Below are 25,942 nucleotides of genomic sequence, written 5' to 3' on the forward strand. Positions count from 1 at the left end.
TGTCATACAGGTGGTATGGTTGAAATTAATCCAATTCAACTTTATTTACAACCTTTGTTTACCAAAATTTCACAATGTGTATTACAAAAACCTCTTTTATTTTTCTTATATTTAATAAATTTAATGGCTTATAGTATGTTTTTATTTTTTTTATTTTGAATGAATTTTATTGAAGTATCTTTACCAAAGGCATTTTTATATATTATTTGTACTATTTAATACATTTGTTAGTACTATTTAATACATTTGTTAGTACTATTTTTAAATTTTATGCCGTACTTTTATACGTGTTTAGTTTACTTTTTAAGTGATATTGAATTGGAAGAGCGACCATTAAAAGTTCTAAATGATTTATAAATTTGCTAAATAGTGGAGAGGTTAAAATAATTAAAAATAATTTTGGTAATACCAATTTTCTATTGTTTTTATATTGATTTTGTACTAGCTGGGGTGGGGGCGATACACTAGGTAGCGATAAATAGATTTTTACGCAAAAAAAAGCCCAGCATAATAATGCTGGGCTTTCTTACTTTAGATGTATTAGCTTTGTAATTCGCCTGTAGATGATTCTAAATGTGCTCGTATGAACCACTGAAATTGCTCTAAATCGGCTAGTTGGCTGGTGATCATATCTTCAGAGACCGGATCTAGCTCAGAAAGAGTCTCGATTGCTTTACGGTGATCGGCATTAACGCCGTTATATACTTTATCAAGCGCAGCCAAATGTTCGGTTACTAAACCTTTGCCTACAGAGTATTCGTCCCAAGTACGGCGATCTACAATTGATTTTGGTGTGCCAACAGGTACTGCACCAAGAGTCGCAATTCGCTCTGCAATTGTATCTGTCATTTCGCGTACAATGTCTACTTGCGGGTCTATCATTTCGTGTACGCCAATAAAGTTAGGTCCCACTACGTTCCAATGAATATGTTTTAAAGTAAGCTGTAAATCTATCAATGCAACCATGCGGTTATCGAGGGTAGCTATTGTTTTTTGGGCTGATTCGTCACTCATACCTGGCGCGGTAAATTTAGTTGTTTTGTTTGATTCGTTATTGTTACTCATAATTTCTCCTACTTAAGTAATGTGTAGCTCATATAATGTGTTGCGTGATGAGCGTGACTTAAGCTTAATAAAGCAACTGCTATGCCGTAAGTTACTTTATTTTAAAAGTGATTAAAAAACAATTGGTTATATTTTAAATTAAAGTTTTTAAGGCTGCAGAGGAGATTGGATTTTTGAAAAGCCTGCATATATTTGTAAAATATGCAGACTTCGATCTAGTTACTTTTAGGTGTATTTAAACGTTGGCTTTATATTCGTGCGCTTTTAAAACATCGAGCGGCACTATTTCTAATGATTTTTTATTTGTGGATTCAAGTACCACCGGTGGCGCAACGTTTGCTGAAATAGCATGAAGCCATCTTAGCGCACACAAGCACCATTTATCACCGGCTTTTAAACCTTCAAAATCGTAAAGAGGGTTCGGGCTTATTAAATCGTTACCTTGTGATTTTGAATATTGTAAAAACTCATCAGTCATAATTGCACACACACTATGATTGCCAAGATCTGATTCTGGTACATAACAAAACCCTTCACGTGTGTAGCCACCATTACCGCAACATAGTTTTAAGCGTGTGCCGAGTACATTAAATTGATTCGCCATGAAATACCTTAATTAGTGGTGTTTAATAAATTTACTCTATCAGGAGTAACTCGCTTGAGATAGCTATAAAACTTAAAAGAGGGAAGGGCTACACAAACTTAAGCCCGCAGCAAATTGCGGGCTTAGTATTGTTTATTATTTAATACGCAGCGCCATACAATCGCTATGGCCGTTTATGATCATGCTTTTATCAACACGCACGCCACCACCGGAGTATTTACCGGCGGCTGTAAAACTACATATTTGTACAAAGTAATCATCTACTTTAGGCAATGCAAATAGCTGTTGGTATATTTGGTCTTGCTCGGCAAAGTGCCCCATTGTTTTTTCTATAACTTGCTGCTGCTCATCAACAAGTTGAATATTAGCGCCACAGCGTCCCACTATTGGTTTAACTACATATCCGGTTTGTAATAACTCGTCGTTAAGCTCAAACGCGGTATTAAGTAAATATTTATGATTAGGGAATAAGCTCCACAGTATTGGCAAAATAGCCTTGTTACTAGGAATTAATGTCCACAGCGGTTCAAACACCATGACATTTTTACGTAGTAATACATCGACTAAACGTGGCGTTTCACCAGCTTTGAATTGTGGTTCAAAGTTATCACCTAATGATTGGTCGGCTTCGCATTCTTCACGAATTTGATCAAGTGCGGTTTCCCACGACCAGGTTTTCCATACGTAACTCAGTTGTGCGCCATCAGTATCTACTATGTTGCCTGAATCATTCCAGCGAAGTGTGCTTAAGCCAATTACTAGCTTACATTCAAAGCCTGCGGCTTCAATAGCTTCTTTCATAAATAATGCGTGGTAATGTTCTTCTGGTTCATCATCTTGCAGAATATGAACAAGACCCTTTATCTCACTTTTGCGCCATGCTTTTACGAGATCTTTAAATAAATTTTGGCCTGCATCTACACCTGTTTTAACACTAAAGTGTTTTGCCCACTTTCCCTGAACTTTGCCGCTTTCCATGTAACACGATGCCGAATCGCAATTGTATTCGTAAACTTTTAAACCTGCTGCTGTTAAAGCAAAGTCAAACCGACTGGTAATTAATTGGTTCAAGCGGTTATCCCACGATTGGCGAATTTTATTAATCACAACATCGGGTAAATTAAACTTTTTTAATAACTCAGGGTGCTGCAGTACATAGTCGGTTGCATGCATAAATAAGCCATGCAGCTCATTTGTTGCATGCTCAATGCTTTGCTGCGCCGTTTGAGATATTGCAAAGTAATTATGCTGATCTTCATCTACGGATGTAAGTTTATGGCCTTGCATCATTTCTACGTAGGCAGCTTCATCGTCATTCGCAATATTTAACCATGACTTGTTTGCTTGGCCTGTATCTGCTGCTTTATGGGCTTCTATAGTAAATAAGTCAGTGTTTAGCTCAAACGTTGGCTCAGCATATTCTGTTTCATCAGTTTGTGTCATCCAACCTAAAATAGTGGCGTCGCTGTAAGAGCACTCAATCCAATAGTCGCCATCTTTAGTTACTTTTGCTTTTAGTTCACGGCACCAGTTTTGATTTGTTGGCCATATTTGATGCCCTACATTTTGCTCAGCAAGACGTATTTTATCTTCATGCACTTCAACAATGACAGCAACATGGCCTGTTTCTTCAAACTCGCCGCCTTCTTCCCATATAAGTAAACTACCTACTTGAGGGTGATGTTTAGCACCATTTTTAAACGCGTTTAGTGGCAATCTGTTTTGGCTATTTACATCGCGCACTGAACGCAACTCAAAAATATCGTAAGCCATAGCTATGTCATCAAAAATATAACCATGATTGAGGTACATCCATCTACGGGCAAATTCAACGCATTGCCATTTATAGCCCATGTAAATACCGTCTAGGTAACTACGATAGGCACTACGATTAGGATAAATGCTTTCATCAGCCGTATCATAATCAGATGAGTAAACAGCAACATTACCAGGTGCATAACCTAATAAAGTACCAAAATCACTAGCAGGAGCAGAAGATTTCATAAACAAAGATGTTCAAAATAAGGTGTGATAATTTGCTGACTATATGAGCCAAACTGCGTTATAGCAAGATATAAAATATGCTTTTACGAAGGGGGATAAGTAAAAAATTACTCATTCATTAAAGAGTGGAAAGATGGGAGAGTACTTTTACTAATAGTATAAGGTTTGGTACTTTTTGACTTTTAGCTGGTTGAAAGTTAGTAATATTTTTGACGTAATTATTACTGTTTAAATCTCAACTAAAAAATGGAGTAGCTATAGGTAACTTCTCCACTTTGATTATTCATATTTAGTGTTTTTTTATAATATGTAAAGCAGGTCAACGCGCTGCTAAATCATTTCAGCATCTATATGGCGTATTAGGTTTGATACCCAATTAACATATTGGCGGTGAATTTTTTTGCCGTTGTAGTTTAAGTTAATAGAGTCTTTATAGTTGATTGAGTATGCCGTTTTGTCATACGCAATATCGACAGTTAATTGATGTGTGCGAATATCCAGTACACCTTTTATTTTACCTTCACTCAAAGGCGTACACTTCCAACCAAGCTGAATACATGCCTTTAGAATACCTTTTTCTACGTCAGCTTCACTGTTGGTAATTGTTGATGTTTGCGGAATAGGGTTTTGTTCAAAGTCTCTTACTGCAACAGATGTTGAACAACCAGCAAGTACAGTAAGTGCTGCCGCTGTAACTAAAATTGAGTAATTTTTCATAATAATCCTTTGTTTTAATTTCATCCAATTGTGATGTCTCGCAATATATGCGCGCTTAGGTGAGATTATCGGTAAATTTATAGATGAGTGCCAGCAATAATTAGAAAATTAAGAGAGTTAACCGAGGTGTATCTCGGGTATTAGCTTTATTTATGAACTAGTTAAAGTCTAATTATTTAAGCTATAAACCAAGGGGTAAAGCAAAATTATGTGTTGAAAGATTTACATGAGCGATGACATGTTTTGAGGGGAACGCTCTTTCGTTATGTTTTAAAATACTCCTATATCCGTACTTTGGTTAATTTTTTGTTAAACTGTTGCGCTTGGTGTAGCAAAACTAGCTAAAAGTTTTTAAAACAGGAAAAACAATGGAAGACATAATAAACAACATTGATATTAATCAATATTTACCCGCTGCAATTACGTGGGCAACCAACATATTACTAGCAATTGCAATTTTACTTGCGGGCTTATGGTTAGCGGGCAAAGTACGCAATTTAAGTATTGGCTTGTGTCATAAATACACTCATCTTGACGATTCGCTTTTTAGGCAGCATGGCTCGCTACATCATATTAGCGTTCGTTATTATTGCTGTGTTAAATCGCTTTGGTGTACAAACAGCCTCTATTATTGCTTTACTCGGTGCTGCGGGGCTTGCTATAGGCTTGGCGTTACAAGGTGCAATGTCGAACCTTGCCGCGGGCGTTATGTTGCTTGTTTTCAGACCTTATAAAGTGAATGACTTTATTGAGGCAGCAGGGCGTTTTGGTAAAGTAACAGAAGTAGATATGTTCACTACTATTTTACAAACGTTCGATAACCAACAGGTTATTATACCAAATAGTCAAATTTGGGGCGCGCAAATTATAAACCATTCACATCATCCAATTCGTGGTGTGGATATGCATTTTGGTGTTGCTTACGGTGAAGATACAACGGCTGTACGTAAAGTTATAGATGGGGTACTTGCAGCGCACCCACATATACTAAAAGATCCAGCTCCTTTTGTTGAAGTAGAAACACTTAACAACAGCTCAGTAGACTTTTTAGTAAGGCCATTTTGTAAGGGCGAGCATTACTTCGATATTCTTTACACGGTGCCAGAGTTAATTAAAAAAGCACTTGATGAAAACAACATTGAAATACCTTTCCCACATCGTAAAGTTATTTTAGTTAACGAGAATAAAGATTAACTAAATTTAAAAATGCATAAACCTAAGAGCACTTTTAAGTGCTCTTTTTTTATGTGAAAAAGTTACATACCTGTGTAACCTTTTCTTTTATAAATCACCTCAAATACTACATTGTTATCTGTACATCCCTTTTTTACTAGGTTTGATGGCTGGTCTTTATTTTGCATTTGCATAGTCACTTTTAGCTTTAAAGCTCATAAAAACTATCGACCCATTAAATTAAACTGTATGAAGGACTAAACATGGCTGAATCATTTAAATACTCAGGTAATAAAGGGCATGGCGGCGAATTGCATCAAAAAGCGTCGGATCAACACCCTACCATGACCACCGCGCAGGGCTGCCCCGTAAGTGACGATCAAAACTCATTACGTGCAGGAAAGCGTGGCCCCGGATTATTAGAAGATCACATAATGCGCGAGAAGATCTTTCACTTTGATCACGAACGCATTCCTGAGCGTGTAGTGCACGCCAGAGGCTATGGTGCACACGGATATTTTGAAACTTACGACACGCTTGAAGATTTAACCTGTGCAGATATTTTTCAGCGAAAAGGTGAAAAAACGCCTGTGTTTACTCGCTTCTCTACGGTTGCAGGTAATAAAGGGTCTCCAGATTTAGCACGTGATGTACGCGGTTTTGCGGTAAAATTTTATACCCAAGAAGGAAACTGGGATTTAGTGGGTAACAATATACCGGTATTCTTTATTCAAGATGCGATGAAGTTTCCAGACTTAGTTCATTCAGCTAAAGCCGAGCCTGATCGTGGTTTTCCACAAGCGCAAACAGCACATGATAACTTTTGGGACTTTGTGAGTTTGTCACCTGAGTCAATGCACATGGTTATGTGGGCAATGTCTGATAGAGCTATTCCACGCTCTTTACGCTTTATGGAAGGTTTTGGTGTTCATACCTTTAAATTTATTAATGCCAAAGGTGAAGAGAAATTCGTTAAATTTCATTGGAAACCAAAAGGCGGCATGCAATCTGTAGTATGGAACGAAGCACTTAAGCTAAACGGCGCGGACCCTGATTTTCATCGCAGAGACATGTGGGAATCTATTGGTAACGGCGACTTCCCAGAGTGGGAGTTAGGTGTGCAGGTGTTTGATCAGCAATTTGCTGATGAATTTGAATTTGATGTTTTTGATGCCACTAAGCTTATACCTGAAGAGCAAGTACCAGTGCAAATTGTTGGCCGTATGGTGCTTGACCGTGTTGTAGACAACTTTTTTGCAGAAACAGAGCAAGTAGCATTTTGTACTCAAAATATTGTACCGGGGCTCGACTTTACACCTGACCCGCTACTGCAAGGTCGTAACTTTTCATACTTAGATACTCAAACTAAGCGTTTAGGTGGTCCTAACTTTACGCATATTCCGGTCAATGCGCCTAAATGTCCAATGCGTCATTTTCAGCAAGATGGCCACATGGCAATGCACAATCCAAAAGGGCGTGTTAATTATGAGCCAAACTCATGGAGCGGCGACGAAAACAACCCGCGCGAATGCCCAGTACATGGCTTTAAAAGCTCAAAGGAACCTGAAGTAAGTGGCGGTGATAAACTGCGTTATCGCTCAGAAACATTCAGCGATCATTACAGTCAAGCTCGTCAATTTTATTTAAGTCAAACAGAGGTAGAGCAGGCGCATATTCAATCTGCGTACGTGTTTGAGCTGTCTAAAGTTGAGCATTTGCCAATACGAGAACGTTTGGTATCGCACTTGTTAAATATTGACGAAACCCTCGCAAATAAAGTTGCCGAAGGACTTGGCTTGCAAGAAATGCCAGATCCGGCAGAAGCTGCAATGCCAACACGTAAAGACTTACCTGTATCTGATGCGTTAAGTATTTTGAAAAATGCGCCCAACACCTTCAAAGGCCGTAAATTAGGTATTTTAGTAAGTGATGGCTTTAATGCAGAAATTTTTGAATCGGTTACCAATGCACTTAAAAGTGAAGGTGCAAACTTTGAAATTATTGCCCCGCAAGTTGGCGGTGCTAAATGCAGTAAAGGTAAACACTTTAAAGCTGATCAGGTTATTAATGGTGGTCCATCGGTTTTATACGATGCGGTACTTGTACTCACCACCGAAGATGGAGCTAAAAAACTAGCTGCCGTAGCAGAAGCTAAAGACTTTGTAAGTGATGCGTACGCACATATGAAATTTATAGGCTTTACAAATGAGGCTAAGCCTTTATTTAAAGCGGCAGGCCTTGATGGAAAAGTAGATGATGGTTGGATAGATTTAGAGGCACATTCAGCCGATAAATTTATAAATATATTGCGTAATTTAAGATATTGGGAGCGTTAGTAAGCTCAATAATTAAAAAAACCACAGCATGTAATTGTTGTGGTTTTTTTAGCTCACCTAGTTAAGGTATTAGTTCAAGCCAACAATAAATATTGGATATATTATGAAGCTTAATGGCGCTTGTCACTGTGGCAAAGTGGTATTTACGGTCAACTCAAAACACCCTTATCCTTACAATTTATGTTACTGCTCTATATGCCGTAAAACCGCAGGGAGCGGCGGGTTTGTTATTAATTTAAACGCGCAATACAGCACGCTTGAGGTTACAGGGCGTGAACACATAACTATTTATCATGCAAAAATAGGCGATAAAATCAGCCCTGCAGAGCGTCATTTTTGTAAGCATTGTAGTGCTAACTTGTGGTTATACGATGCACGTTGGCCTGAGCAAGTTCACCCCTTTGCTGGTGCAATAGATAGTGAGTTACCCATACCGCCAGAGCGCACTCATTTAATGCTTGGTAGTAAAGCAAATTGGGTAAATGCGCCCATTAATGAAGGTGACAAGCAGTTTGAAGAATACCCTGATGAAAGTATTGCTGCTTGGCATAAACGTTTAAACCTCGAAAAGTAACGCAATTTTTTGTATGAGCTAAGCTTAAATTTAGGGGAAATTAAACGCATATTTAGTTAATTAAATATTAAAAATCACCGCGTAAGTAAAGGAGAATATTATGGCAGTCTCAGCAATACCAAAAGGGTTTCATTCAGTTACACCTTATTTAATTATGAATGACGCACAAAAAGCGATAGATTTTTATTGTGATGCATTTAGTGCTGAACACGTAATGCAGATGCCTTTACCTGATGGTGGGATAGCCCATGCAGAAATAATAATTGGTGATTCGCATATTATGCTTTCAGATAATGGTTCTGAAGAGCATTTAAAAAACCCAAAAGAACTCGGTGGTACAGCGCTAAGCCTTATGCTTTATGTTGAAGATGTTGATACCGTGTTTAAAAAAGCAATTGAGCTTGGTGCAACACTAATAAGACCCGTACATGACCAGTTTTATGGTGATAGGACCGGCACACTACAAGACCCATTTGGTCATATATGGATCATTGGTACACACAAAGAAGATGTTAGTGACGAAGAGTTAAATAATCGAATTGGGAATATAACAAATCAAGAGCAAGACGCATAACTCGCATGCTAATTAGATTTATGTACCTTTATAATTACATTGATGGCTTTAATGGAAGGCTTGTAGCTTTTGCTTCAGCTTAACTAGGTTTTACCTTGTTATCGACACGGTTTTCTTACCTAAAAGTAGCTCACTTAGTAAAGCGAAGTGGTATAGATTACTAGTTAAATTTTAGGCATAAAAAAACCTCAGCCAATAATTAGCTGAGGTTCAAAAAGTGGTACCAGCGGCCGGACTCGAACCGGCACTCCTTTCGGAAGGGGATTTTGAATCCCCCATGTCTACCAATTTCATCACGCTGGCATAATTTTTCTTTAATCTTTTAAGCATAAAAAGATAAAGAAAAACCACTTAAAATAAAAAGGATACTTATATACCTCTTATTCTGTATCCGCATTATACAAACAAAAGAGGGGGCGGCAAGCCTTTTCTTTTATTTGCATAAACAACTGGTTGATAATTAATCGTTTATAGCAAGGAAACTCCATCGGTGAATTTTTTAAGTCTTTTTGGGCTGATATATAAAGCGAATATTTTGGGTTATGAGTACTATTAAACTGTTATGCGATTGAATAAATAAGCAATTGAACTATTGATAATAGTGAATCGTATTATAATAATTATTCCTGCTTTATGCCGATTTTGCGCTTGATTCAGGTATTATTTGTACAACAAGGTTTTTAAGACATTAATTATGACCCAATTAAGTGCCAAACAGAACATTCAATCGATTGTTAAAGCTATTAAGGCAGAAGAAGCATTACTTCGTCAAAAATACCCATTACTTGAACATCAAAATACCTTAGGGTTAATTATTTTATTGCTGTCGCTTAGCGCATTAATTGGTGTTGGTGTTTTATATTATTTAGCCCTAATACCTGCTTGGGTGTGTATAGTGCTTGCGGCTATTGCTGCGTCTATTTCCCATGAGTTAGAGCACGACCTTATACATAAACAATACTTTAGCAATCAGCCTTTCATGCATAACTTAATGATGTTAGCAGTATGGTTAATGCGGCCAAATACTATTAGCCCATGGTACCGACGTAAAATGCATTTACACCATCACAAAACCTCAGGCACACAACAAGACCTAGAAGAACGCTTGGTGGGAAACGGTATTAAAAATCCATTTTTACGTGCGCTAGTTATTGTAGATGGGTTATTAGGGCTAATTATTTCTACTAAACGTTTTAGAAAAGAAATTAATGGCTTTAGTTTTTCGAGTGTTTTTAATGCGGGATTTCCGATAGCGACTGCGTATTTTGCTATTTTATATAGCGTTATTTTATTCCATATTGTTGATTTATTTATACCACTTTCGCTAAATTCACCTAGTTGGTTGTTAAGTACAATGGATGTGTTTGAATTTTTAATGGTTGTGCTCATTGTGCCTAATATTATTCGCTCAAGCTCGCTTAATTTTGTTACCTCAAGCATGCATTACTATGGTGGCGTTAATAACATGCTTGAACAAACTCATGTACTAACGAGTCGTTTATTTATGCCGTTTCACTTGTTTTGTTTTAACTTTGGTAAAACGCATACCATTCATCATTTTGTGCCAAATCAGCCGTTTTATTTACGCCAAATGCTAAGTAAAAAAATACTTAAAGTAATGGCGCAGCACAACGTGCGCTTTAACGATTTTGACAGCATTAAAAATGCTAACGCGTATAAATAATTACTCCCAACATAAGGGGAGGTTCTGCATTGCTATTCTTATTATATAATCTGAATAGCAATTATGTACCAAGCCTATTACTCTCCAGCTTCTTCTATCCACCACCGCGCTTATTAAAACTCACTTTACGTGCGTTGGTTGACTATTCAATGCCATTTTTAAATCAACAAAAGCAAAAATGGTAGGTTTAATTAGCGCTAAATCTTTACACTAAAAATAGATAAAGCCCCCCATAGTTGGGCATCTAACTTAAATGGGATTGATTATTGTAGAGCCTTCAGTAATAGTGGTTATAGAGCGAACTAATTATATTCTCAATAATACATAAGGTCTCGTGCTCATCAATATTATAAAACCAATAAATATAATAAGGACAAACAGGATGAAAAAATCACTAATTTCAGTAGCGCTGGGCTTTGCTGCCCTTAGTGCGTTTAATGCCAATGCAAACATTGATCAGCAAGTGAAAAAGATAGAGCAACAGGTTATTGATTGGCGACGTGATTTTCATCAAAACCCTGAGCTTGGAAATCGCGAAACCCGCATTACTACACTTAAAGTTGAGGTTAACCAGCAAAATGCTCGTCGTGCTGGGGTTAGTTCAAACGATGTTGCCCAAGCATTAGAAACCTACTTTTCGGGACGCACAATCTCTGAGTTTCGTGAAGGTGATGACATATTCCCCATTGTGTTAAGGGCACAAAACAGTGAACGTTACGATCTAGACCGTATTAACAGCGTAAATGTTTATTCTTCGGCTCGAGGGGTTAATGTTCCTTTAATGCAAGTGGCCGACATTCGCTATGAAACGCAATTTGCGCGTATTGCGCGTGAAAATTTATTTCGTACTGTAACAGTACAAGCTAAAAACCAGATTATGTCGGCGCAAAGTATGGTGCCATTAATTGAAGGAAAGCTTGATAAAATAAGAGAAAAATTACCCCCAAGTTATGAAATAGAATATGACGGTGTAATTGGAGACTCTGCGGAATCGCAAGCGTCAATTTTAGCTAACTTACCGCTGTGTATTGCCATTATGGTGTTTATTATTATTGCGCAATTTCGCTCTTACCGTGCAACTAGTATTGTGTTTTTGACTGTGCCATTGATCATCATTGGTGCCGCTTTTGGTTTGTTAATTATGCAGGCAAACTTTGGGTTTATGGTTCTTTTAGGTCTATATGCGCTTGCCGGAATTATCATTAATAATGCGGTGATTTTGATAGATCGAATCAATATTGAACGTAAACAAATTGAGCACAGTGAACAACAAACCGCTGAGCAGTATAATCAGCAAAATTATGAGGCGGTGATTAGCGCTTCTTTAAGACGTTTACGACCTATATTAATGTCTACTTGTACAACAATAATAGGCTTAATGCCGCTCATTTTATCTAAAGATGTTTTGTTTTATGGCCAAGCAAGCACTATTGCGTTTGGTCTTGCAATGGGAACAATTTTAACATTAGGATTTGTTCCGGTTGTGTATACTTTTTTCTTTAAAATAAAGCCGGTTAAAGCAGATAAACAACAAACCCAGCGTGAGTTAGAGCAGGCTTAATACGAAGGGCTGATAATAGTTTTATCCCTATTTAGTGGTGATTTTAGCCACTAAATAGGCCTGTTTTATTCATGCTTTATTTGTTTAGATAAAAACAAGTTAGTAACGTCTGCGACTTTGATTAACGACTCTTTATCAGCTTGACTCCAAGTTACCTTTGAGCCCACACTTTCACAACAAATGACACCTAACGGTTTGCTATTAAGTGTATAAATGTAATCAAGTAAAGAATAAATATCGAGTGGCTCAAAGTAAGAGTGAGAGAACGGCTTGGTTACTTCGTTATTTCTGGCATCAGAAGCGTCAAGTACTTGGTTAGCTAAAATATAGTTGAAATAAGCAGGGGAGTTTTCTGTGTATAGAACAGTTCCACTTGACACGTCATTATTTTCATCAAGGCAAATTAAGCAATTTAATGTACTGTATTCCTTATTAAATAACCAAAGGCTCACTCGATTAGCATTGGGAATAAGCGCTTTTAACTCTTTGCATATTTGCTTTAGCTTCCGGTCGCTAGAAACATTAGGATCGCTAATTTTTACTGCTAAGTTTTTTAGGTTGAGGTTTTTAGGATTATAAACATTGAGTAAGCTATTGATCTTAGCTTTATCAAACGGTTTAGTTAAGTAGCCATCCATACCAATATCTAAATAATGCTCAATGTCTTGTTTTAGGGTATTTGCTGTCATAGCTATAATCGGAACGGTTTTACCTGTAGGAAGCGCTCTAATAGCTTGCGTAGCTTTTATGCCATCCATTTCAGGCATTTGTATATCCATGAAAATTAAGTCTACCGAGTGCTCCTTGAAGTACTTAACGCATTCTTTACCGTCCTCTGCGATAATTAAATTAGCATTATGTGCTTTGAGCATTTTAACAATAATAAGCTGATTTATTTTATTATCTTCGGCAATTAAAACAGTACTACCTTGAAGGTTTGTTATATCAGTGCACTGCTTCGAGGTTGGTGGCAATAAAGCAATCTCAAAGCTTTGCTCATAGGTAAACGTGGAGCCCTTATCTATTTTGCTGGTAAAGCTAAGGTGCCCCTGCATTAACTCACTTAAACGAGCGCAAATTGATAAGCCTAAACCTGTGCCTCCATATTTCCTTGAGGTTGATGAGTCGGCCTGATGAAATTCTTTAAATAAATGCTCTTGAACAGTCTCATTAACACCAAGGCCTGTATCAATAACTTCAAAGGTGAGTACTTGTGTTTGCAATGTACTATTTTTAACACTTATCTTCAGTTCTACTTGGCCAAAGTTGGTAAATTTAATCGCATTTGAGCACAGGTTATTTAAAATTTGCGAAATCCGAAGAGGATCGCCTTTTAAATTGTCTGCTATTTTTGGGTCTATCGATGTAATCAGCTTTATGCCTTTAGCAGATGCCTGCTGTAACAGGGGTTTTATTACATCGCTAATAACCTCATTAAGACTGAAGTTGATATGTTCAATTTCTAATTTGCCAGCCTCAATTTTAGAAAAGTCTAAAATATCGTTAACAATATTTGATAAGTAATGTGCTGACTTTAATATGCTTTTTAAGGTGCTGTTTTTTCCTCTGTTGTGGTCTCTGAGATAGCAAACTCAGCTAAATTTAAAATTCCATGTAATGGGGTTCTCAGCTCATGAGTCATATTTGCCAAAAATTTACTCTTTGTGTTATTGGCGATATCCGCGGCTTCTTTTAACTTTTCTAGCTCTTTATTGTGTTCTTTTTGTTTTTCTAACGCCATAAACAGCTTTTTATTATTAAGCCGAAGCTCTAATTGCGCAATGACCTCTTTGCTCAAAACTGTGAGTGCATTTATTTGTTTGCTTGAAAGCTTTTTTGGTTTATCGCTAATAACACATAACGTACCTATAGCGTTTCCTCTTGGTGTGATCAGAGGTGCACCTGCATAAAAGCGAATATTTGGGTCGTTTGTAACTAAGGGATTATCGTGAAAGCGGGTGTCAGTAAGTGCATTTTGAACTTCGAATACTTGGTTTTCTAGAATTGCGTGAGAACAAAACGAAATATCTCGTGCGGTTTCGGCTACATCAATACCATGCTTTGACTTAAACCATTGCCTGTCAGGATCAACAAGACTTATTAGTGAGATTGGCGTTTCGCAAATATCAGATGCAAGCTGGGTTAAATCGTCAAAGGATTTTTCAGCTTCAGTGTCTAAAACGTCATACTCATATAAGTCTTTTAGCCGTGATAGTTCATCCTCAGGTGTTGACGCTTTTATCATTATGTAACCTTGTTTTTGTTATGCTTAACAATGAGTAATAGAATAAAAATAATAACGCATTAGCTAGGGTCTGTTGACCTTTCAAGGTTAAATTTGCAGCAGTCTGTTTGGCATTTAGGCAAGGCAGCGCCTATGTGGTGTGGTTGTTCCCCATAAATAGGCGATAACGCAGCATCAATACCAAACAGGCGCTGCCCGAAGGGTTCTGCCTAGGGGCGATTTACTCTTTGTTGCTCGGTTTTTACTTAGCCCACTAGGTTACAAACCTCGCGCCGCGATTAAACCGCCCCTAGCTTGAACAAATTTTAATCCGCAAAGGTCAACAGACCCTAGTATAAAATGAAAAAATACGCGTTTAATGTCAATTTGCTTAAAGTGTATTTTTATTTACGAATTTATCTACTGTTGAAAATTTAAGCTAAATTGTTGTGCTTAAGTATTTAGCTTATATGACCTTTTAAATTTTTACGAATTGATTTAAAACAATCCGTCTTATAGCGAGTCAATCAACAATTTTATTTCGACCACTATTTTTTGCCTCGTATAAATAGTCATCAACGTATTTTAAGCTGCTTTGTAGGCTAATTGTGCCATCGTGGGTAAGCAGTCCAATACTGACAGTAAAGCTAATATTTTTATTACGATAGTAAACTTTATGTTCATTCACTGCGTTTTTAATACGCTCAGCGGCTTGCTTAGCTTCGGCTTTGTTTGTGTTAGGCATAATAATTAAAAACTCTTCACCGCCAAGGCGAAATACGGCGTCATTTTTTCTGGTGAGGCCATGTAAAATATTAGCGAGTTCTTTTAAACCCTTATCTCCAGCTTCGTGGCCGTAGTTATCATTTATGGCTTTAAAGTGATCTATATCGAGCATTAATAATGAAATATAGGTATTTTCATCTTGTGTTTTTAATAGCTCATCGGTAAGGAACCTGTATAAGGTTCGCCTATTTAAACATCCTGTAAGTGGGTCTACATTAGCCTGTTTTTCTAACTCTTTGTTAAGTGTAAATAGTTCTTGAGTGCGTGCCTGTATTCTTTGCTCTAAACTGGTATTAAGGGCTATGAGTTTGTGTTCTATGTTTATTTCTTTGCTTACATCGTTTTGCACCGCAAAGTAATAAGCGATTTTTCCATCTCTATAAATCGGCGATATTGCCAACTCATTCCAATAGGGTTCCCCACTTTTGGTGTAGTTTAAAATTCGGGTGCTTATAGGCAGCCCTTTTTTGAGGTGAGTTTTAAGTTTAGCTATCGTTTTTAAATCAGTGTTTTCACCTTGTAAAATAGAGCCGAGCTTTTTGCCTTCAACTTCAAAAAGGCTATACCCTGTCATTTTTTCGAATGATCCATTAACCCAAATAACATGCTTATTTTTATCGGCAATGACCATTCCTACCGTAGTTTCTTTGAGTGCGGTAACTAAAAAGTCTCGTTCAAGGGCTATTTTTTCACTTCCTGTTATATCCTGAAAAATGCCGTATAGCTTAGTAATTTCACCATTTTTATTTCTTGATACGTTACCGCTTGATATCACAGTGCGTTCTTGTTGGTCGTCATCTACAACACGTAATTTTATACAACTCCATTCTTGCCCCGTTAAAAGCGCATTTTCGACAGCGCTGGCTATTTTGGGCTTATCATCTGCATGATAAAAGTTTATTGCAGTATCTAACTGTGGTGAATAGCGACTAGGGGCAACACCATGGATAGTGTAAATTTCATCGGTCCAAAATAATTGGTTGCTATTACAGTCGAGCTGCCAATAACCTACTTTTAAAACTTCGCCTGCGTTTTCTATGATGGTTTGTAATTCGTTATTACTAATAACAGAGGACACTTGGGAAAAATGCTGGTTAAAAACTAAAACCATATATTGGTGTTGGTTTTGATCCACATTATGTAAGCAGCAATTCAGTTTAATAGAGTAATCGGTTGCAAATGTGAGCTCAATATCAAATTGGTCTAACTCATTATGTTGCGATTTTAGTGCGAGAATTTGTTGTTGTAATAGTGTTTTGCTTTGAGTTGTACAACAGGCATACAGGCTTTCAATGGTTGGCATGTTTTTGGTTGTAATATTTAGCTCTGACCACCCATCTGAGAGATAACTGAGCTGATCATGGTTATCAAATACCATTAAAAGAAAGTTGCATTTTTCTAGCAGTGCAATATTTATGTCTTTAATATCCATAAGCTCCCTACATATGAAAAGTATTACAACAATATGGTTAAGTATAGACATCTTCTTTTATTTTTTCCGTTTGAAGGCAGTGTAAATAGTGGTCAGAATTTTTACTAAAAACGTATTTCAGGTTTGTTTTTGTGACTTTCCTGATAAGGTATTGGTTGTATAACAATATTTTAACGTTATTTCGTTGCTGTTAACGAAAAGCGAATCATTGGAGATTTTCATGAGCATATTTCGATTGAGTGTTATTACCTCGATTTTTTTAGCCGCAAATTTTTGCGCCAGCAGTGCACAAGCCAATACTAAAGTGATTCATGCGGGAGAGCTATTAAGCGTCCCTGGCGAAAAATCACAGCAAAAACAAACTGTAGTAATAGAAAATGGTAAAATAGTGTCTGTATCCGCTGGTTTTTTACCGGCCTCTCGATTTGGTGATGATGCTCAATTAATCGATTTATCAACCAGCTTTGTTATGCCAGGGCTTATGGATATGCATGTGCATTTACAAGGTGAGCTTGGGCCAGATAATAAAAAAGAACTGGTTGAAATGTCTGATGCAGATGTAGCAATGCGCAGTGTTTATTTTGCAAATAAAACCCTAATGGCGGGATTTACCACCGTGCGTGATGTAGGTAGCCAAAGCGAGCAAATGTACGCATTACGTAAAGGGGTGGCGAATGGCTGGGTTAATGGCCCGCGTATTATTGCCGGTGCTGGAGTTACTATTACTGGTGGGCATTTAGATGTTGATGGTATGAGTCCTGATTTACTTACCATAAAAACGCCACCAACAGTGTGTGATGGCGCAGTTGAGTGTCGTAAAAAAACACGTTATGCAATTAAGTATGGGGCGGATTTAATTAAAGTGGCCTCTACCGGTGGTGTACTTTCTGATACCACCACGGGGACAGGTCAACAAATGGAAGACGATGAGCTCAAAGCCATTGTAAAAACCGCACATGGGTTAGGACGAAAAGTAGCAAGCCATGCCCATGCTGCACAAGGTATTAATGCCGCACTTCGTGCAGGGGTTGATAGCATTGAACACGGCAGTTACACCGATGAAGAAGGCATCAAGCTCTTTAAAGAAACCGGCGCTTACCTTGTACCAACGTTATTAGCTGGCGATACTGTGGTTAATATGGCAAAAAATTCAGATTTTATGTCTGCACCTATTAAGGCTAAAGCAACGAGAGTGGGGGGCGATATGCTCAACAACTTTACTAAGGCTTACAAAGCCGGCGTTAAAATTGCCTTTGGCACGGACAGTGGCGTATCAAAGCACGGTATTAACGCAAAAGAAGCCGTATTGATGTATGAAGCCGGTATGAGTACCTCCGATATTTTAAAGTCGGCAACCGTCAATGCTGCTGATTTAATTGATATGAGCCAGAGCTTAGGCACTATAGAGCCTGGTAAGTTTGCCGATATTATTGCCTTAGATTCCAGCCCACTTAGCGATATTAGCGCTTTAATGGATGTTGATTTTGTGATGAAAGAAGGCGTAATTTTCAAACAACAATAAACACTATATTTATTTTATTATGAATGACGTTATAACGCTGGTAGGTCGTACAACAAAATGTTTGTAGACGATTGACCAGCGTTATTTTGTTATACCGTTTTTAGGTAAAAAGGAAGTAGTTTATTTTGAAGACCTTAGTGGTTTTATTTTTTAGTGTATGGCCTTTGTTAGCAAATAGTGCCTCGCAGCAACCAGTTGAATTTCCTGATGTTGAAAATAATGTAGCTTATGCAAAAGTGGCTTCATTGGGATTTAACTTAGCCGATGAAAAAATAGCCTACGGCAGTGATGAGTCACAGTACGCATTACTTTGGCGCGCAAAACAAGCACTGGTGCAAACGCCGTTAGTTATTTTACTCCATGGTGGCTGTTGGCTTAGTGAGTACGATATTAAACACACGTATGCGTTAAGTACGGGGCTTGCACAAGCTGGTTTTAACGTGTGGTCATTAGAGTATCGAAGAAGTGGTACAAGCGGTGGTGGCTGGCCTGTCACATTTAATGATATAAAAGCCGGTATTTTAGCGGCAAGTACTTACAATAATGGCGAGTTTAAATTAGCTGACTCGGTTGTGGTAGGACACTCCGCTGGTGGGCATTTAGCTCTACTTGCTGGTGGTGAAATTGATCAGCTCAAAGGGGTTATTGGCTTAGCCCCTATTACTGATATAAAAGCGTATGCACGCGGTAATAACAGCTGTCAAAAAGTGACAAAGGATTTTATGCAAGGTATGCCAACTGATAAACCCAAGGCTTACACGCAAGCTAACCCGAGCGAGCAGTCGCTTCATCCACAGAGTATTATTTTACAAGGTGACCAAGATACCATCGTGCCTGCTTTTAATTTAGAGCAGCTTAAACGACCTGTGGTTATGCTAGATGGTGTGGGGCATTTTGATTGGATCCACCCAGGTTCTGAGGCATTTAAGACACTAATACAAAACTTGAATGAGAAGTAATAATGAATTTTAATGAGATTGTAGCGCTTGATAAAGCCGATCCGCTGGCTAATAAACGTGATGAATTTGATTTACCCGCAGACACTATTTATCTCGATGGTAACTCATTAGGGGCTTTGCCTAAAGCCGTAAAATCGCGCGTAGCTGAGGTGGTAAGTCAGCAATGGGGTAGCCATTTAATTAGAAGTTGGAATGATCACCAATGGATTGATTTACCAACTCAGGTAGGAGAGAAAATAGCGCCGATTATTGGCGCAGCAAAAGGCCAAGTGATTTGTTGTGACTCTATTTCAGTTAACTTATTTAAACTGTTAAGTAGTGCATTATCGTTAAATCCTGAGCGAAATGTGGTGTTATCCACCGAGGATAACTTTCCTACTGACTTATACATGGTACAGGGGCTAAGTGAGCTATTAGGCCCCGACTTATGTCAGCTTAAATTAGTGGCAGAGCAAAGTATTGAGCAAAACCTTAATGATTCAGTGGCTGTGTTGCTATTAACGCAGGTCAACTTTAGAACCGGTCAGTTGCTGGATATGCAAAAGCTCACCCAGTTAGCCCACGAGAAAGGCATTTTGGTGATATGGGATCTAGCCCATAGTGCGGGAGCTTTACAAGTTGAACTTGATAACTGTAATGCTGATTTTGCCGTTGGCTGTGGCTATAAATACTTAAACGGTGGCCCAGGCTCACCTGCATTTTTATATGTGGCTAAACGCCACCAAGCTGCTGTGAAGCAACCCTTATCAGGTTGGATGGGTCATGCCAAACCATTTGCTTTTGATGCAATATATCAAGGTGCTGATACTATAAATCAGTATTTATGTGGCACACCTAGTGTGATTGCGATGAGTGCTTTAGATGCTGCGCTTGATGTATGGCAAGACGTAGACATTTCTCAAGTAAGAGAAAAGTCGATTGCACTTGCCGAGGTATTTATTAAATTAGTACAAACACATTCATGCTTAAGTGATTTACGCTTATGTTCTACTGAGGATTCGAGCCAAAGAGGCAGCCAACTAGCATTTTCACATACCGATGCGTTTGCTATATGCCAAGCGTTAATTGAAAAAGGGGTAATTGCAGATTTTCGTGCGCCTAATATTTTACGTTTTGGTTTTACACCTCTTTACACCTCGTTTGAAGAGATTTGGCAGGCAGTAACTATTTTAGCTGAGGTAGTTAAAAGCCAGCTATATACCCAGCCACGTTTTAATTTAGCGGGTAAAGTGACGTAACTTTATGATGAGCCATTATTATAATGGCTCATAGCGTTTCTCAAGTTAAAAAAGGCATAGCGTTAGCAGAATCACTAGCAGCGCCTTTAGGTTATTATTGCTCTTTTTCTAGATGAAAGTAATTAAGTTGTACTCTCATCTCGGTAGCTTGTTCTGCCATTTGACGTGCCGCCGCCATTGTTTCTTCTGTAATCGCTGAGTTAGCCTGAGTTAGCCCCGTTAACCGTTGTACAACAAGATTAACCTCTTTAATTGCTTGCTCTTGTGCGGAGGTTGAGTGCGCTATATGTATTATATTTTTATTAACATCGCTAACAGCTTGCATTATGTGTTTTAGTTTTTTCCCTGAGGTGTCGGCTAATTCAGTTCCAAGTGCTATTTTTTGATTACTGTTTACAATAATACTTTTTATTTGCTTTGCTGATTTAGCACTACGCCCCGCTAAATCACCGACTTCATTAGCTACTACAGCAAAGCCTCTTCCGTGGTCGCCAGCCCTAGCTGCTTCTACGGCGGCATTAAGTGATAGCAAGTTAGTTTGAAAAGCGAGGTTGTCAATAACCGAAAGTATTTCGTTAATGTCTTTACTGGCTTCATTTACTTCATCAATCGCGCTAACAGTCTGTATTGATAATTGGTTTCCTTCTTCAGCAATTTGCTCTGCATTGCTTGCCAATGCCACGGCACTTTTTGATTGTTCAGATACTTTAGTTAGCTCATCTAGCATTTGCTCAGTACTTGAGCTTGCCTCTTCAAGGTTGGCTGCTTGCTCTTCTGTGCGTTTACTTATTTCAGTATTACTTGAAGCTATTTCACCTGCATTTTGCATAACCTGGCCAGCTGATACTTGAATTTCTTGAATGACATTAGTTAATTTCTCAATGGTCGCGTTGGTGTCGCTTTTAAGGGTATTGAATACGCCTTGATATTGCCCCTCTATATTTTTGGTAAGGTCACCTTTAGCTAAGTTTGACAAAACGCTACTTACTTCATTTATAGCTAATGAAACTAATGAGGTAGACTCATTAACATTATTTTTTAAATCTTCCAATTGGCCTTGCAATGGTTGTTTTAATTGATGAGAAAAATCGCCATTTGCCATTGCAGCCATTACTTGATTAAGATCATTTATGACATGTTCAAGGTTTGTTACCGAGTGGTTTATATCTGTTTTTAAACTATTTAGCTGGCCTGTCATAGTCGATGAAATAGTATGATCAAAGCGCCCCTGACTAATTGCTAGCATGACTGATGAAATTTCAGTTAGAGCATTATCAATAGCAGTAATTGATGTATTGATGTTACTTTTTAACTGCTCAAGTTGACCGCTGGCTTCACCTTTAATCATTTTTTTAAAGTCACCTTTACTAACAAAGGACATGACTTCACCTATTTCATTCATTACATTATTTAAATTAGCCATACTGGAATTAATATCTTGTTTTAAGATATCAAGCTGTCCAGCTAAGGGAGCATCTAATTGCGCTGAAAACTGGCCCTGTCGTAATGCACTCATAACGTCACTAATACCATCTATGGCAATACTTAAGCTATTCACTGAGTTATTCACGCTGTCTTTTAGCTGGGCAAGTTTTCCTTTAGCTGGATAGGTAATTTGCTCTTTAAAGTTACCTTGCTCTACGTTAGCCATAATATCTACGATACTATTCATTGTGTTGTTTATTGAGGAAAGCGATTGGTTAATATTACTTTTTAAGGTGCCTAATTCACCTGACATTGAGACATTAATTTGAATATCAAATTGACCGTCAGCCATAGCAATCGCAATGTTATTTAATTCGTTTATTGCCCCGTTTAGTGAACTTGCGCAATCGTTGGTTGCTTGTTTTAACGTAGCTAACTCTCCTCGACATGGTGCTTCAATACGTTGATCAAATTTACCCGCAGCCATTTGGTTCATAACGCGATTTGTTTCACTAATAGATAACTGTAGAGCATCAAGAAGAGTGTTAAATGCTTGAGTGCTAACGCCTATTTCATCGCTTGAATAGACAGTTGCTCGTAATGAAAAGTCACCTTGTTGCTCCACTTTTTTCATCGTATCAGCCAATGCATGTATTGGCTTCGTGAGTGTTCGCGCAAACCAATATGCGGCAATAGTAACAATAAAAATAGTGACAAAAAGTATCACAATGAGTAGTTGGGAAAGAGTCGTTATTGACTCAAAAGCTTCTTGTTCGTTCATTTCTGCTATGAGTGCCCAGCGAACATTAAATACATTTACAGGTGCAAATGCAGAGAGCACCATTTCATTGTTATAGTCATTTATAACATGCTGCCCTTTTTCATTTTTTAGTGCTTTGATTACAGATAAGGTATTCACAGTGCCTTTATTTGGGTTTCTAAACGAGCTTTCTACAGAGTGATTTTTCGGATCAATATAAGAGTCAGAGCGCATTAACCCTTCAGGGCCAACAAGGTAGGTTTCTCCGCTTTCGCCCAACCCGTCACGTTCTTTCATAATTGAATTAATATCTTCAATCGATAATTGGGCAGCTAAAATAGCAACCGTTTTACCATCAACAACAATAGGCTTTCCTATAAAGCTTGCAGGGGCATTATATGAAGGGGAGTACTGTTTATAATCTGCAAAAGCAATTTTTTGTGGGTTGCTGCTGTCTTTTAATTGTCTAAATAGGTTCGCTAAATTACTTTTAGCGTAGGGGCCTGTTTGCAGCGATGTTGCAAAGTCTACTTCTTTATAAACAGAGTAAACAATATTGCCATTTGCTGGGTCGATAATGAAAATATCGTAGAACTTATTTATATTAGTCATATCGCGTAGATAAGGGTGATATTGGCGGTGCGCTTGCTCGTAACTGTCTGATTGCTCTGTGGTGGTTAGTTTTTGTTTTTCACCGATTGGGTTTGGGTTATTAGCTAGATAACGAGATTGCAGCTCAATACTTTTTGGATTCATTTGCTTTAATAGAGATGAAGAAACTGTATCAGTTGGGTTTAGCTGTTTAAATTTTGGAGCAAAAGACTCTTTATAAAAGCGATTTAGAGACTCTGATGAGGTTGAAGGGGAGGTATCATTAAATCCATCTATAAACTTTGTCGCAATATTGGCCATTTCTGGATTTGCTTGCAGCGCATTAAGCTTTTTTTCAATGTTGTTAAAATAGCGTTTAACAGCGCTTTGTTTTACTTTACTCACAGCGTCTAAACGCGAATAAACCTGTTCTGTCATCGAGTTTGAAGCTGTATTAATTGCGACAATAATAATTATTGTTATTGGCACTAGGGCAACAACTAAAAAGGCGGAGATAAGTTTTTTTGTTAAATTTAAAGAATTAAAAAAGTGATTAATTGTGAGCATTACTATGTCCCTGTAATAAGGTCTGAACCTCAAATGAGCATAGAACACAATTTGTGAAGATCTAGTTAATAATTAAAGTAATGAGTTTTTATTATAAAATAGCCGAGATTGATACAGAGCGCTTTTAATTTTAATGTAATTTCAGCATGCTTTTTTAGCGGTTTAAAGCAAAAAAACGTAGAAGCATTTAAGTGCTCCTACGTTTATTAATTAATAGTCGTTCTAACGTTGAAGTTGAAAAAGCAAACGATGTTAGAGTGCGACTAAACTGCGCTCTAACATAGTTTGAATTTGCTTTACTATTTTAGCTTCAGTTTCGGGTTCAAACTGAGCAATTCGTGGGGTGTGAATATGTCCTGTCGGAATATCTGAATTTAGCTGATTTCGCAGGCGAATACTGCGATACGAAATTTCGTTAGACAAATAACCACCGCCACCGCCTCGCACTGCAATAGCGTCTTTTAATTCATCGAAACTATTAGGCTCAAAGTCTTTTTTTAGGGTAATAACATGATGGTTATCATTAATAGGAAAAGGGCCTTTTGCGCTTAACATAGCGCTAACGGGTAAGCTAAATTCTACAAACTCAGTACCTGGTAATGGGCGGTCGTTCAAGCTTGGAATGAGCGGCGCTGTTTTGGTACCTCCATACACTACATTGGCGTTGTCGGGCGCTGTTACACTGCGGCGCTTGCCTGGAAAGCGCTCAAGGTCAAAGTCTTTACTACCCATACTAACGGTAACCACCATATCAACATTATTAAGTGCGTAATAAGGGGCAAGTAAGGATTCTATAATACCGTGATCAAAGTCTTCATAACGCACAGGCACCATCACTGTGTTTATTTCAGCACTAATACCTTTATAGTTAATGACTTGGCCATCAAGAAGCAGTGCTGCAACACCCGATGGGTTGCTTTGGTTTATATTTCTATCAAGTAAAAACGGGTCAAATCCAGTCAATAATATTTTTTTAGAGGTGTTTTGTGAGTAGCTAAGATCGGTGCGACCCCGGCTGCCATTCTCTAGAAGTGTTAATAACACGGTTTGCTGCGCGGCGCTCAGCGAAAATGCAGGCTTTGTGGTGCGAATAATTTTGCTTGATTGTAAGCGAGCCCAGTAAAGTGCGCGATCATCTAAGTTTTGCGTTGTAGCGATGCGTTTTTTTGCACTAAACCATAATCGTTTTGAGTAGTCATTAACGGTATCTACGGCTTGTGCATAGCTTGAGAGTGACTTGAATTGCTGCTCAAATTGATTAACTTCGCTGGCAAAAGCGCTTAGCACGCTAGGCATCGCTTGGCTGGCTTTTTCAATTCGCAATTCTTCTGGGGTTAGCGGTGTGTTTAAATTAGCTAACGCATTAGAAGAAGAAAAAATTAAGCTTGCAGCAATCAGTGTTTTTATCATGATGGTCCTAAACTGAGTCGTATTTGTTGTCTACTATCCTATGCCTAATAAGTGGGTGCAAATAAAATCGTTGGTTGGTTTTATGTTGCAAGCAGTATAAAACCGGCGTTAAATCAAAAACTACGGGTATTTTATTAAAAAGAGTCGAAACTCTGTGGTGGGTTTAGCTACAATGGTGGCTGTGTATTTTTTAGTTTTTTAATTTTAGGCAACTATGCAACTTATTCAAATAGATAAAGCTCGTTATCGTAAACATTTAAACCGCGTTATAGTCGGTTGTGCCGCAAGCTTAGCGATTGGTAGTTTAGCTATTTCACAAACGCTTATTGCATTATTCCCCGATGAAAGTGGTAGTCATTTTCATTGGAACTTATTAGGCGTTATTGTTACTAGTATTGGTATTGGCTGGTTGTTAAATAAATACCGTACACATCCTTTTATGACCGAGGTGGTGTATGTATGGGAGCTTAAACAAGCGCTTAATAAAATTACCCGCAAGATGGCAAAGCTTAAAGCGGCGGGACGTGAAGGTAATCCTGATGCGCTATTAGCCATTCACTATAGTTATGCAGGTTCACGCTTGTTATGGCAGCTTGACGATAACACCATCACCATGGATGATTTAGCGATTAAACAAGCCGAGTTAGATAGCGTTGCGGCTAAATATAATTTAACTCTTAATGCCGATGACTACGATGACGCAATTTTAAAGCAGTTTTAATTTATAGGAATCACA

16 protein-coding genes, 1 tRNA gene and 2 pseudogenes are annotated in these 25,942 nt (G+C 38.0%); 10 read left to right on the plus strand and 9 right to left on the minus strand.

Features of this window, described 5'->3' with window-relative positions:
- Positions 1-540: 540 nt before the first annotated feature.
- The 4 genes from dps to PISS_RS02995 all read right to left on the minus strand — a co-directional run bounded on the left by dps (position 541) and on the right by PISS_RS02995 (position 4,390).
- Complete coding sequence (gene dps, locus PISS_RS02980; protein ID WP_024595435.1) at positions 541-1,065, minus strand: DNA starvation/stationary phase protection protein Dps; 525 nt, start codon at positions 1,063-1,065, stop codon at positions 541-543.
- A 235-nt stretch (positions 1,066-1,300) separates the two neighbouring features.
- Complete coding sequence (locus tag PISS_RS02985) at positions 1,301-1,669, minus strand: DUF2237 family protein (RefSeq protein WP_058154194.1); 369 nt, start codon at positions 1,667-1,669, stop codon at positions 1,301-1,303.
- A 135-nt stretch (positions 1,670-1,804) separates the two neighbouring features.
- The gene (gene gss / locus PISS_RS02990; RefSeq protein WP_058154195.1) at positions 1,805-3,673 is read right to left on the minus strand and encodes a bifunctional glutathionylspermidine amidase/synthase; all 1,869 of its coding nucleotides are present in this window, start codon (positions 3,671-3,673) and stop codon (positions 1,805-1,807) included.
- Positions 3,674-4,003: 330 nt separating this feature from the next.
- Positions 4,004-4,390 (minus strand): hypothetical protein, encoded by a 387-nt coding sequence (locus PISS_RS02995; protein ID WP_058154196.1) that lies wholly within the window; start codon positions 4,388-4,390, stop codon positions 4,004-4,006.
- Positions 4,391-4,758: 368 nt separating this feature from the next.
- Here PISS_RS02995 and PISS_RS03000 point away from each other — a divergent pair.
- From PISS_RS03000 to PISS_RS03015, 4 genes and pseudogenes are all read left to right on the plus strand, one after another.
- Positions 4,759-5,584 (plus strand): annotated as a pseudogene (locus tag PISS_RS03000) (mechanosensitive ion channel family protein).
- A 242-nt stretch (positions 5,585-5,826) separates the two neighbouring features.
- Positions 5,827-7,899 (plus strand): catalase, encoded by a 2,073-nt coding sequence (locus PISS_RS03005; protein ID WP_058154197.1) that lies wholly within the window; start codon positions 5,827-5,829, stop codon positions 7,897-7,899.
- Between the two features lie 103 nt (positions 7,900-8,002).
- On the plus strand, positions 8,003-8,473 hold the full coding sequence (locus PISS_RS03010) for a GFA family protein (RefSeq protein ID WP_058154198.1): 471 nt from the start codon (positions 8,003-8,005) through the stop codon (positions 8,471-8,473).
- A 100-nt stretch (positions 8,474-8,573) separates the two neighbouring features.
- A complete protein-coding gene (locus PISS_RS03015; RefSeq protein WP_058154199.1) occupies positions 8,574-9,047 on the plus strand; it encodes a VOC family protein in 474 nt (157 codons plus the stop codon).
- A gap of 218 nt (positions 9,048-9,265) precedes the next feature.
- On the opposite strand, the gene PISS_RS03020 is transcribed toward PISS_RS03015, so the two are convergent.
- A tRNA-Leu gene (locus tag PISS_RS03020) sits at positions 9,266-9,350 on the minus strand.
- 391 nt (positions 9,351-9,741) lie between these two features.
- On the opposite strand from PISS_RS03020, the gene PISS_RS03025 reads away from it, so the two are divergent.
- Together PISS_RS03025 and PISS_RS03030 are read left to right on the plus strand one after the other, a co-directional pair.
- On the plus strand, positions 9,742-10,731 hold the full coding sequence (locus tag PISS_RS03025; RefSeq protein ID WP_058154200.1) for a fatty acid desaturase: 990 nt from the start codon (positions 9,742-9,744) through the stop codon (positions 10,729-10,731).
- A 382-nt stretch (positions 10,732-11,113) separates the two neighbouring features.
- Positions 11,114-12,292: an efflux RND transporter permease subunit gene (locus PISS_RS03030; protein WP_058154201.1), complete on the plus strand. Its 1,179-nt coding sequence runs from the start codon at positions 11,114-11,116 to the stop codon at positions 12,290-12,292.
- Between the two features lie 65 nt (positions 12,293-12,357).
- Here PISS_RS03030 and PISS_RS19145 read toward each other — a convergent pair.
- Together PISS_RS19145 and PISS_RS03040 are read right to left on the minus strand one after the other, a co-directional pair.
- Positions 12,358-14,537 (minus strand): annotated as a pseudogene (locus tag PISS_RS19145) (GAF domain-containing hybrid sensor histidine kinase/response regulator).
- Between the two features lie 502 nt (positions 14,538-15,039).
- On the minus strand, positions 15,040-16,734 hold the full coding sequence (locus PISS_RS03040) for a GGDEF domain-containing protein (protein WP_024601244.1): 1,695 nt from the start codon (positions 16,732-16,734) through the stop codon (positions 15,040-15,042).
- 220 nt (positions 16,735-16,954) lie between these two features.
- On the opposite strand from PISS_RS03040, the gene PISS_RS03045 reads away from it, so the two are divergent.
- The 3 genes from PISS_RS03045 (at position 16,955) to kynU (ending at position 20,453) form a co-directional block, all read left to right on the plus strand.
- Positions 16,955-18,256: a metal-dependent hydrolase family protein gene (locus PISS_RS03045; RefSeq protein ID WP_058154202.1), complete on the plus strand. Its 1,302-nt coding sequence runs from the start codon at positions 16,955-16,957 to the stop codon at positions 18,254-18,256.
- Between the two features lie 125 nt (positions 18,257-18,381).
- Positions 18,382-19,215, plus strand: a complete 834-nt coding sequence (locus tag PISS_RS03050) for an alpha/beta hydrolase family protein (RefSeq protein WP_058154203.1) — start codon at positions 18,382-18,384, stop codon at positions 19,213-19,215.
- 2 nt (positions 19,216-19,217) lie between these two features.
- The gene (gene kynU / locus PISS_RS03055; protein ID WP_058154204.1) at positions 19,218-20,453 is read left to right on the plus strand and encodes a kynureninase; all 1,236 of its coding nucleotides are present in this window, start codon (positions 19,218-19,220) and stop codon (positions 20,451-20,453) included.
- 94 nt (positions 20,454-20,547) lie between these two features.
- Here kynU and PISS_RS03060 read toward each other — a convergent pair whose 3' ends face one another.
- Together PISS_RS03060 and PISS_RS03065 are read right to left on the minus strand one after the other, a co-directional pair.
- Positions 20,548-23,796 (minus strand): methyl-accepting chemotaxis protein, encoded by a 3,249-nt coding sequence (locus PISS_RS03060; protein WP_058154205.1) that lies wholly within the window; start codon positions 23,794-23,796, stop codon positions 20,548-20,550.
- Between the two features lie 252 nt (positions 23,797-24,048).
- Positions 24,049-25,206 carry a hypothetical protein gene (locus tag PISS_RS03065; RefSeq protein ID WP_028834388.1) on the minus strand — a complete coding sequence of 386 codons (1,158 nt, stop codon included), beginning with the start codon at positions 25,204-25,206 and terminating at the stop codon, positions 24,049-24,051.
- A gap of 214 nt (positions 25,207-25,420) precedes the next feature.
- Here PISS_RS03065 and PISS_RS03070 point away from each other — a divergent pair, with 214 nt between their 5' ends.
- Entirely contained in the window at positions 25,421-25,927 is a 507-nt protein-coding gene (locus tag PISS_RS03070) for a DUF3087 domain-containing protein (protein ID WP_008115114.1), read from the plus strand.
- Positions 25,928-25,942 lie beyond the last annotated feature (15 nt).

The organism is Pseudoalteromonas issachenkonii (genome assembly GCF_002310795.1).
GTDB lineage: Bacteria > Pseudomonadota > Gammaproteobacteria > Enterobacterales > Alteromonadaceae > Pseudoalteromonas > Pseudoalteromonas tetraodonis.

What these genes read in the sequence shown, in the direction of transcription:
- dps (WP_024595435.1), bottom strand. Translation starts at nt 1,065, where the DNA reads ATGAGTAACAATAACGAATCAAACAAAACAACTAAATTTACCGCGCCA.
- PISS_RS03010 (WP_058154198.1), top strand. Translation starts at nt 8,003, where the DNA reads ATGAAGCTTAATGGCGCTTGTCACTGTGGCAAAGTGGTATTTACGGTC.
- PISS_RS02985 (WP_058154194.1), bottom strand. Translation starts at nt 1,669, where the DNA reads ATGGCGAATCAATTTAATGTACTCGGCACACGCTTAAAACTATGTTGC.
- PISS_RS03015 (WP_058154199.1), top strand. Translation starts at nt 8,574, where the DNA reads ATGGCAGTCTCAGCAATACCAAAAGGGTTTCATTCAGTTACACCTTAT.
- PISS_RS03060 (WP_058154205.1), bottom strand. Translation starts at nt 23,796, where the DNA reads ATGCTCACAATTAATCACTTTTTTAATTCTTTAAATTTAACAAAAAAA.
- PISS_RS02995 (WP_058154196.1), bottom strand. Translation starts at nt 4,390, where the DNA reads ATGAAAAATTACTCAATTTTAGTTACAGCGGCAGCACTTACTGTACTT.
- PISS_RS03005 (WP_058154197.1), top strand. Translation starts at nt 5,827, where the DNA reads ATGGCTGAATCATTTAAATACTCAGGTAATAAAGGGCATGGCGGCGAA.
- PISS_RS03025 (WP_058154200.1), top strand. Translation starts at nt 9,742, where the DNA reads ATGACCCAATTAAGTGCCAAACAGAACATTCAATCGATTGTTAAAGCT.
- PISS_RS03070 (WP_008115114.1), top strand. Translation starts at nt 25,421, where the DNA reads ATGCAACTTATTCAAATAGATAAAGCTCGTTATCGTAAACATTTAAAC.
- PISS_RS03065 (WP_028834388.1), bottom strand. Translation starts at nt 25,206, where the DNA reads ATGATAAAAACACTGATTGCTGCAAGCTTAATTTTTTCTTCTTCTAAT.
- PISS_RS03030 (WP_058154201.1), top strand. Translation starts at nt 11,114, where the DNA reads ATGAAAAAATCACTAATTTCAGTAGCGCTGGGCTTTGCTGCCCTTAGT.
- gss (WP_058154195.1), bottom strand. Translation starts at nt 3,673, where the DNA reads ATGAAATCTTCTGCTCCTGCTAGTGATTTTGGTACTTTATTAGGTTAT.
- PISS_RS03040 (WP_024601244.1), bottom strand. Translation starts at nt 16,734, where the DNA reads ATGGATATTAAAGACATAAATATTGCACTGCTAGAAAAATGCAACTTT.
- PISS_RS03045 (WP_058154202.1), top strand. Translation starts at nt 16,955, where the DNA reads ATGAGCATATTTCGATTGAGTGTTATTACCTCGATTTTTTTAGCCGCA.
- kynU (WP_058154204.1), top strand. Translation starts at nt 19,218, where the DNA reads ATGAATTTTAATGAGATTGTAGCGCTTGATAAAGCCGATCCGCTGGCT.